Origin of the sequence: Okeania sp. SIO2B9 (genome assembly GCF_010672505.1) — a bacterium.
GTDB classification, from domain to species: domain Bacteria; phylum Cyanobacteriota; class Cyanobacteriia; order Cyanobacteriales; family Microcoleaceae; genus Okeania; species Okeania hirsuta.
Window position 1 is genome coordinate 1 of record NZ_JAAHGK010000208.1, and the last position, 7,633, is coordinate 7,633.

At 44.2% G+C, this 7,633-nt stretch carries 7 protein-coding genes and 1 pseudogene; 3 read left to right on the forward strand and 5 right to left on the reverse strand.

Annotated elements, in window-relative coordinates; genetic code table 11:
* The coding region (locus tag F6K13_RS09900; RefSeq protein WP_287287307.1) for an aldehyde dehydrogenase family protein at positions 1 to 811 on the reverse strand (811 nt) is incomplete at its 3' end.
* Positions 812 to 1,059: 248 nt separating this feature from the next.
* Between F6K13_RS09900 and F6K13_RS09905 the strand changes: the two genes are divergently transcribed.
* Both F6K13_RS09905 and F6K13_RS09910 read left to right on the forward strand, forming a co-directional pair.
* Positions 1,060 to 1,644, forward strand: coding sequence for a TetR/AcrR family transcriptional regulator (locus F6K13_RS09905; RefSeq protein ID WP_287287308.1), 585 nt, complete (start codon positions 1,060 to 1,062; stop codon positions 1,642 to 1,644).
* 32 nt (positions 1,645 to 1,676) lie between these two features.
* Positions 1,677 to 2,042 (forward strand): thiamine pyrophosphate-binding protein, encoded by a 366-nt coding sequence (locus F6K13_RS09910; protein ID WP_375340659.1) that lies wholly within the window; start codon positions 1,677 to 1,679, stop codon positions 2,040 to 2,042.
* A gap of 11 nt (positions 2,043 to 2,053) precedes the next feature.
* Here F6K13_RS09910 and F6K13_RS09915 read toward each other — a convergent pair.
* Together F6K13_RS09915 and F6K13_RS09920 are read right to left on the reverse strand one after the other, a co-directional pair.
* A pseudogene (locus tag F6K13_RS09915) lies at positions 2,054 to 2,311 on the reverse strand (ADP-ribosylglycohydrolase family protein); the annotation flags it as partial.
* A gap of 728 nt (positions 2,312 to 3,039) precedes the next feature.
* Positions 3,040 to 4,413, reverse strand: a complete 1,374-nt coding sequence (locus F6K13_RS09920; protein WP_124145568.1) for a nicotinate phosphoribosyltransferase — start codon at positions 4,411 to 4,413, stop codon at positions 3,040 to 3,042.
* A 477-nt stretch (positions 4,414 to 4,890) separates the two neighbouring features.
* Here F6K13_RS09920 and F6K13_RS09925 point away from each other — a divergent pair, with 477 nt between their 5' ends.
* Positions 4,891 to 5,040 (forward strand): hypothetical protein, encoded by a 150-nt coding sequence (locus F6K13_RS09925; RefSeq protein WP_192901141.1) that lies wholly within the window; start codon positions 4,891 to 4,893, stop codon positions 5,038 to 5,040.
* 820 nt (positions 5,041 to 5,860) lie between these two features.
* Here the strand turns inward: F6K13_RS09925 and F6K13_RS09930 are convergent.
* Together F6K13_RS09930 and F6K13_RS09935 are read right to left on the reverse strand one after the other, a co-directional pair.
* Complete coding sequence (locus F6K13_RS09930) at positions 5,861 to 6,547, reverse strand: diacylglycerol/polyprenol kinase family protein (protein WP_124145569.1); 687 nt, start codon at positions 6,545 to 6,547, stop codon at positions 5,861 to 5,863.
* A gap of 500 nt (positions 6,548 to 7,047) precedes the next feature.
* The coding region (locus tag F6K13_RS09935; protein ID WP_287287309.1) for an EAL domain-containing protein at positions 7,048 to 7,633 on the reverse strand (586 nt) is incomplete at its 5' end.

Genomic DNA, 7,633 nt, shown 5'->3' on the forward strand with positions numbered 1-7,633 from the left:
TCAGGGAGTTCTCCGACGAGCACGACGTTGCGTTGTCGAACGTTTTTGAGGCGGCGATCTTGGCCGCCGCGTCGTCGAGGTCGGCGGTGGAATCGATGATGACCGGCACGTTGCCGGCCCCGACCCCGATCGCGGGGGTGCCGCTGTGGTAGGCCCGGCGCACGTTGTTCTGCGACCCGGTGGCCACCACCAGGTCGGCGGCCGCCATCAGTTCTTCGGTGTCGGCCCGGGTCACCGGCTTCGGGAGGACCTGAACCAGGTCCGGTGGGGCGCCGACCTTTGCCAGTTCGGCCCGAGCCAGCCGGACCGCTTCGGCCGTGGTGTTCCAGCCGCTTGGGGAGGGGGCGATGACGATCGCGTTCCCGCCCTTGACCGCCATCATCGTCTTGTTGATCGGTGTGGCCGCCGGGTTCGTCGACGGGGTGACCGCGGCCACCACACCCACCGGTTTTGCGTAGCGGGTCATGCCCCGGGCCGGGTCGTGGTCGATCATGCCGACGGTCTTTGCTCGCAGCAGATCTCGGAGCGTGCCGAACGTCTTCCGCTGGTTCTTGATGATCTTGTCGGCCACGTTGCCAAGGCCGGTGTCGTCGACGGCGAGCCGGGCCAGGGCGTGTGCGTTGGAGGGGTCATACAGCGACCACGCCACCGCGGTGACGGCCCGGTCGACCTCGGCCTGGGAGGCGTCGGCGAAGGCCTCCATCGCCTCCCGGGCCCGCTCCATCGCGACCATCACCTTCGATTCTGCACCGGTCGGATCAGCCGAACCGGTTGCGGGTGTGCCGTTGTTGGAGCCGTTCGTTTCGTTCACCGGGGCCGTCCTCGCTCATGATCGGGCTGATCGTGGCACCACCGCTCCACCGGCCGGCGCTTCGGGGTGAAGCTTGTCGTGGCACATCTAATTGGGGTTCAATTGCACTACTGATGAAGGGTATAGCTGATTGGTTACGTACTCTAACCGGTGGTGGGTGCCCGGTTCGCCGGGAATGATCGGCCCCTCGTGGGCGGTGCTACCCTCCGGCCCCCTGTGTCTCCTAGGAATTCCGAACGGCTCGGCTGATGGCGAAACCACAACTCAGTACCCAACTGGTGGTGGCGACGGCGGCGAACATCGCCGACGCCGAAGGGTTCGACAGCGTCACGCTGACCCGGGTGGCCCGGGACCTCGGCACGAGCCAGCCCGCCCTCTACCGCCACGTGACCGGCTACGACGACCTCGTCCGCTCCCTCGGCCTGTTGGGGCGGGAACTGCTCGGCAGGCGCCTCGCTGACGCCGCCATCGGCCTCGCCGGGGAGGACGCGGTGCGAGCCATGGGGTTGGCCTGGCGGCAGATGGTCCGGGACCACCCCGGCCTCTACGCCGCCACCGACCGCTACCCGTGTGCCGGCGACGCCGAGTTGGAGGCCGCGGTGGAACGGGTGGTGGCCACCCTCGGTCAGGCCCTGGTCGGTTTCGGGCTCGATGCCGACGCCCGAGTCCACGCCGCCCGCACGCTGCGCAGCGCGTTCCATGGGTTCAGCCACCTCGAATCCGGCGACGGTCACCCGCTCGAACAGGACACCGACGAGAGCTTCGAACGGATGATCGGCCTGCTCAACGCCGGCATACGTTCGATGACCGCGGCGGTGGCCGACCGAGGGTAGACACCCTCACAGAAGCGCTATAGGGTCTCAAAATGACTCGAATGACCCCCAGTGAAGCCTTCGTCGAAACCCTCGTCGCCAACGGCGTCACCGAATGTTTCGGCATCATGGGCTCGGCGTTCATGGACGCCATGGACATCTTCGCCCCGGCCGGGATCCGCCTCATCCCCGTCGTTCACGAGCAGGGCGCCGCCCACATGGCCGACGGCTACGCCCGGGTCTCGGGCCGTCACGGCATGGTCATCGGGCAGAACGGTCCCGGCATCTCCAACTGTGTGACCGCCATCGCCGCCGCGTTCTGGGCCCACACCCCGGTCGTGATCGTCACCCCCGAGACCGGCACGATGGGGATCGGCCTCGGCGGGTTCCAGGAAGCAAACCTAAAAACTTTACCATGAGGAGTCCAATAATCTTCATAACGCCACCGATAAAAAGAGTGGGCGATCGCTTCTAAATCAAACCCTTCACACAGACATTCAGCTAAACATAATGTCATTGAACTATCATCTGACCAGGTGCCTGGTGGTTGATTATGTGCGCCATAACCAATCATTTCTGTGACAGGTTTAATTGTTCTTTCGTTGCGACTGGAAAATTCGACAGGTACGCCTAAAGCATCTCCAATACACACGCCCATTAAACCTGATAATACTTGGGAATTATTCATAGTTTGATCTCAATTGAAGTTAAATTGTTTTACAGTGCTTTTCATTAGATATTAAAGAGGGAGTCGGGAGTCGGGAGTCGGGGAAATAATTGATAATTTATGGATAATAATTGATTTTATTTTTTATTTTTGGAGATATTTAGTAGTTAGTGATTATTTTTAATATCATGTTTGTTTAATTAGCAGTCGTAAAGTTCTTAGGTGGTAGGTATAAATTCAAGCTCGAACACTGGAAACGGAGCAGAAATTTGGTATATCGCTTCAATAGAACATTTTCCTCATTTTCTCTTAATATTTATTTTTTAAGTATTTTATATCATGTCCGCACTTTATTGTTTGTGTAAAACCAAGGGTGAATATCTACAGGAAATTTAAGTTTTTTCAAGCTTTTAAGCCTTCTTCCCTCTTCCCTCTTCCTTCTTCCTTACTTTCGCGCTTATAATACCGATGCTACCGGACATGATATTAGCTTGAGTTTTTGGCGTTGGTGATTTGAGGTTATAATATTATGTCTGGATAAGAGCGGAATAGAACTCCGTTCCACACTCCATGTTTTCGATGCGGAATGCTGCGCTTGACCTGTCGCATACCGTTAACGTGCGTTGTGCGCCAGCTAAACAAAAAAACTTTCTCCTTCTACTACTCTTTACTTCTTCTTTCTTTCCTCCTGAGGACTGAGGACTGAGGACTGACTCCTAAATAATTAAGATTAATGTTATACACGCTCTTCAGCAACGCCGAGTTTTTTGTGTAATTTCTTGTAAGTTATCAGAAATTTTCATTGGTAACAAATTAGGATTTTCTAGACTACGAATTTCTGGAGGCAAACTAGCAACAGAAGCAGCAGTACGTTTAGCGATCGCTTCTAGATTTTCCGATTTTTGCACTATTTTCCCATTTTTAACTACTTGTGACATTAATTTTATAAAAGAATCAGTCTGATGTTCTGTTTGATTCGATACATCTTCATCCATTAATCCCAAATAATCTTGTTTTAACTGACCATTTTCCAGATATCTATATATTTGTTTTCGACCAGGATAACTCACTTTCCCCGTAGAATTTTTCATCACCGGAATGCCGTCTATTTCTACCAATTTATAAACTCCATTGACAGGGGCACCAGTTACCAACTTAGTACCAATACCATACCCATCTATACAAGCATTCTCCCGCTGAAGTCTAGCTATTTCCCACTCATCTATATCTCCACTAGCAAAAATTGTCACTTCTGGTAGTAGCGATCGTACCTCCTGGGATAATTGGACTAAATTTCCTGAATCTAACCTTACCCCACTCACCTGCATATCATCCTGCTTGACTCGTTGTGCTAATAGGTGAGTAGCTGCCGACGTATCGTAAGTATCTATCAATAGGGGTGCTTCAGGAAAATATCGTTGAAAAGCATGAAAAGCATCCTCCTCCGTGCCTTCAACGGCAGATATTGCCATCACCAAAGCATGAGCCATTGTACCTACTGGTTTCCTACCCAGTTTCAAAGCTGCCAAAACATTAGAAGTAGCATCCATTCCACCTGCTAAAGCAGCACGAGCCGCCCAAACACTAGCTTGGGGACTAAATGCACGTCTAGTGCCAAATTCAAATAACTTTGCATCATGGCCTGCAATATCCCGCATTCTAGCTGCTTTTGTAGCAATTAAAGTTTGGTAGTTGAGAGTATTCAATAGATATGTTTCCACTAACTGTCCTTGCCAAAGTGGAGCTTCTATCCGCAGTAGGGGTTGGTTCGGAAATATAGCTGTTCCTTCTGGTACTGCCCATACATCTCCAGTAAATTTAGTCTCTGCCAAAACCGACCAAAATTTATTAGGAACATTAGCAAATATCCCAGTTGACTGTAAAGCCTCAATTTGTGCGTGGTCAAATCGAAATTTTTCTAAATAGTCTAATACTTGTGCTAAACCCATGGCAATGAGATAGCCAAAACCGACCGGGAGTCTTCGCACAAATACTTCAAAATTAGCTTGCCGTTGGTCTATTTCTTCCCCAATATAACAAGCTGCCATTGTTAGTTGGTAGAGGTCTGTTAACAAACTGTAATCTTCTGGCGAGAGAGAAAGTTCTCGATCTTCTTGTGTCATTGGACAACTTCCTAACTAAGCTCTTTATGTTAATTATAGTAAAAATTACTATATCTGTCCAGGTGATTTTGATAATTCTCCATAAAACTATTAGTAACTCTTATGCTTCTTTGACTTCTAAAGTTATTTCTAGCCAGATAAGGCTCTATCCCAAAATTTATTGGCGATAAATATAGTAGCTTTAATTATAATCAGCCTTACATTTAATACTTTTGGCATCAAGATGTTATACTACAGTTGAAATTCTAGAATAGATAATCCTGTGAGTTTTAACCTAGAAAAGTATCAGCTCAAAGTAAATTCTTGTAAATATAAAACTATAATTATTCACATTTTATGTCGATCCCTATAGTCAGTAGTTACGAAATAATACAACCTCCAAACAAATATTACAACTATCATCAAGTCAGAGAATAAGCAGCTAGAATAAAAGTGTAAGGAAATCAAAGTTTTATTGACAAAAAAGAGGTAAAAATTATGAATATTTTCCAATCTATTGAAGAGGCTGTTGTTTATATATCAGAAGCAATTAGCCGCATTTTTGGTCCTAGCGATGATATGTATCCAATGATTGGTGTAAATCCTTTTGAAGGAGACCCTTATCACGGACCTAATTGGGCAGAGTAATACAAAAGGTTCAGTAAAATTGTTAGCTTAGTAGAAAAAAATAAGTTTTGTCAGAACTATTGAGGAAGGAAGGACTAAAAGACCGAAACAGTGAATCGGGATACTGAACAGTTGACGCTCCTCTCTGTCGATCTCTAATCAATTTTAGACACCGCTTATGATGCACGTGGGTATTAAACCTATAAGGGAAAAGATAATATCAAGTTAAATTAATTAACCATAATGTAGGGACTAACGATGATTAGTCCCTATAGCTTTACCAGAAGCAAAGTTTATGGGGTTGCACATTCTGGAATGATATTGGCAAAAATTAGTTTAGACTCTGACTAAAAAAACCTAATATTAATCATTCTAGCAATTGATTAATCCACAATCCAATTCAATCAAAAATCTCAAATCATTCGTCGCTGTGCAACGCCAAGTTTATTATGCTTGTTCAATGAGACTTGATATAAGTAGTTTAAAACCTACATTCGGCACTTCAAAGCATAATATAAAGGGCAAGTAGTCAGTAGTCATTTAGGAGAGCCGTCGGATTGGCGACATGCATTAGTCAGTAGGGAATGATGCTGACTAATTATCTGACTGCATCAAGTATTTATGCTTAATTTATTCAATTTAATTTGGCTTTTGTCTCAGTTAAATTATCATCATTTATAGAGTATAAATACTGAGCAAACCACTGATATTTGTGATACTTTTTATGTGAAAAATTGAGGTGCGGAATCTGAGTTAAAAGCTTAAAAAAGGATATATAAAATATTAATATTTTATATTATTTATATACCTATTACTAAGTTATTTTTTCTGTTGCCTACCTCTATAAAAATAGATTTAGCAAAAAGCATAGAGCAGCACTACCCAGTGGCACAGTTAAATTATCAATACCAATTTTTGATAAGGTCTCCAAACCAGTAGCAGCTAGTGCCACAGGAATAGCAACGACCCAAGTTTGCCAAATATTGCCTTGTACTGCCAAAAGAATCAAACTACAAATAGCATAACTAACCAAACACATAGTTAGGGAACCCTCCCAACTTTTCTTCATTCCCCAAACTTGATAAGGATGTTTGCCAAAATTTTGACCAATAACAGCAGCTAAACCATCGCCCCAAGCCATAATTAAAATACCCAGAGCTGCATATTGAGGTTGTTCGAGAAACCAAAAACAACCGATAAGAATGCCAATACTAACTGCATAGAAAAATGTGCCTAAACTTTTGCGTCCCACACTATTAACACTGGGAAGAATGGGAAGTCGGTAGGAAATTAAAGCGATCGCTGCTGAGAGAATTCCAGCCATAATACCTACCCATGCCGGAATTTGTAACCACCAAGCTAATAGAATTACATTACCTGTGCCAATATGAACTACTTTTCGTGATATTTCTGGGTCTACTTTGGCAAAACGGTTAAGTACTTCAGCAAAAATTAAAATAATTCCTAACCATGCTCCGACTAGAAAAACTTGGATAAAAATATTGGGAAATGTACTGATTATTGCCACTATTAATTATATAAATTATTAACTTAATTCAACAGAAATAATATTACCAAATAATATCAGGACTTATATCATGTCCGGTTGAATAATTAGACTTTGGTGGAAGGAAGGCAGGAGGCAGAAGGTTTTCTCAAGAGTGTCACCTTAATTTTATACACAAACGATGCTACCGGACATGAGATTATGCAAAATATCAAATTATACGCCATCTGTAGGGAGTGAAGGCCGTTAGGCTCTACTAGATATAGTGCTTGTGGTAATATCATATCCGGATAATTAGCGATAGAATTCTGTTCCGCGCTCTGCGTTAACGTAGTTGTGTACCAGCAAACAAAAAACTGTCTCTTTCTTCTGTTTTTTCTTCCCTCCTGACTCCTTTGCTAAAGATGTCTATTAGACATCTGGTAAAAATCAAAAATCAAATCAATTCTTATCCATAAATTATCAATTATTCCTCTCTGTTCCCTGTTCCCTGTTCCCTGTTCCCTCTTTCCTGAAAATATCTATTGCAATATTTGATGATAGTTAAAATTACGAAGTAGTTTAGTTGCTTGGTAACTATCCACTGGTTTTGAAAATAAATATCCTTGTCCTTTTTCACATTTAAGTCGCTTTAGTTGTTGCATTTGCTCTTGAGTTTCTATTCCTTCTGCAACGATGTCTAAGCCTAAATTATGAGCTAGTGCAGTAATGGCACTAACAATTTTTAACGACTGACCAGTAACATTCAGGTCTAATGGGCTAACAAAAGAGCGATCAATTTTCAAACTATTAATTGGGAATTGGTGTAGATAACTTAATGATGAATAACCTGTACCAAAGTCATCAATTGATAATTTAATATTTCGATTTTTCAATTGATTCAATACTGTGGTTGCTAAAATAACATTTTTCATAATCACTGTTTCAGTAATTTCAAGTTTTAAATAATTAGGTTTACAGTCTGTTGCTTGCAAAATTTCGTCAATTTCTTCTACTAAATTTGGTTGTAAAATTTGGTGACTAGAAAGATTAACACTCATGGTCAAATTGTAGTTAGGAAATTCACAAGTAGAATTAAACGCAGGACAATTAGTATGACATTTGCCA

What these genes read in the sequence shown, in the direction of transcription:
- F6K13_RS09905 (WP_287287308.1), top strand. Translation starts at nt 1,060, where the DNA reads ATGGCGAAACCACAACTCAGTACCCAACTGGTGGTGGCGACGGCGGCG.
- F6K13_RS09910 (WP_375340659.1), top strand. Translation starts at nt 1,677, where the DNA reads ATGACTCGAATGACCCCCAGTGAAGCCTTCGTCGAAACCCTCGTCGCC.
- F6K13_RS09920 (WP_124145568.1), bottom strand. Translation starts at nt 4,413, where the DNA reads ATGACACAAGAAGATCGAGAACTTTCTCTCTCGCCAGAAGATTACAGT.
- F6K13_RS09925 (WP_192901141.1), top strand. Translation starts at nt 4,891, where the DNA reads ATGAATATTTTCCAATCTATTGAAGAGGCTGTTGTTTATATATCAGAA.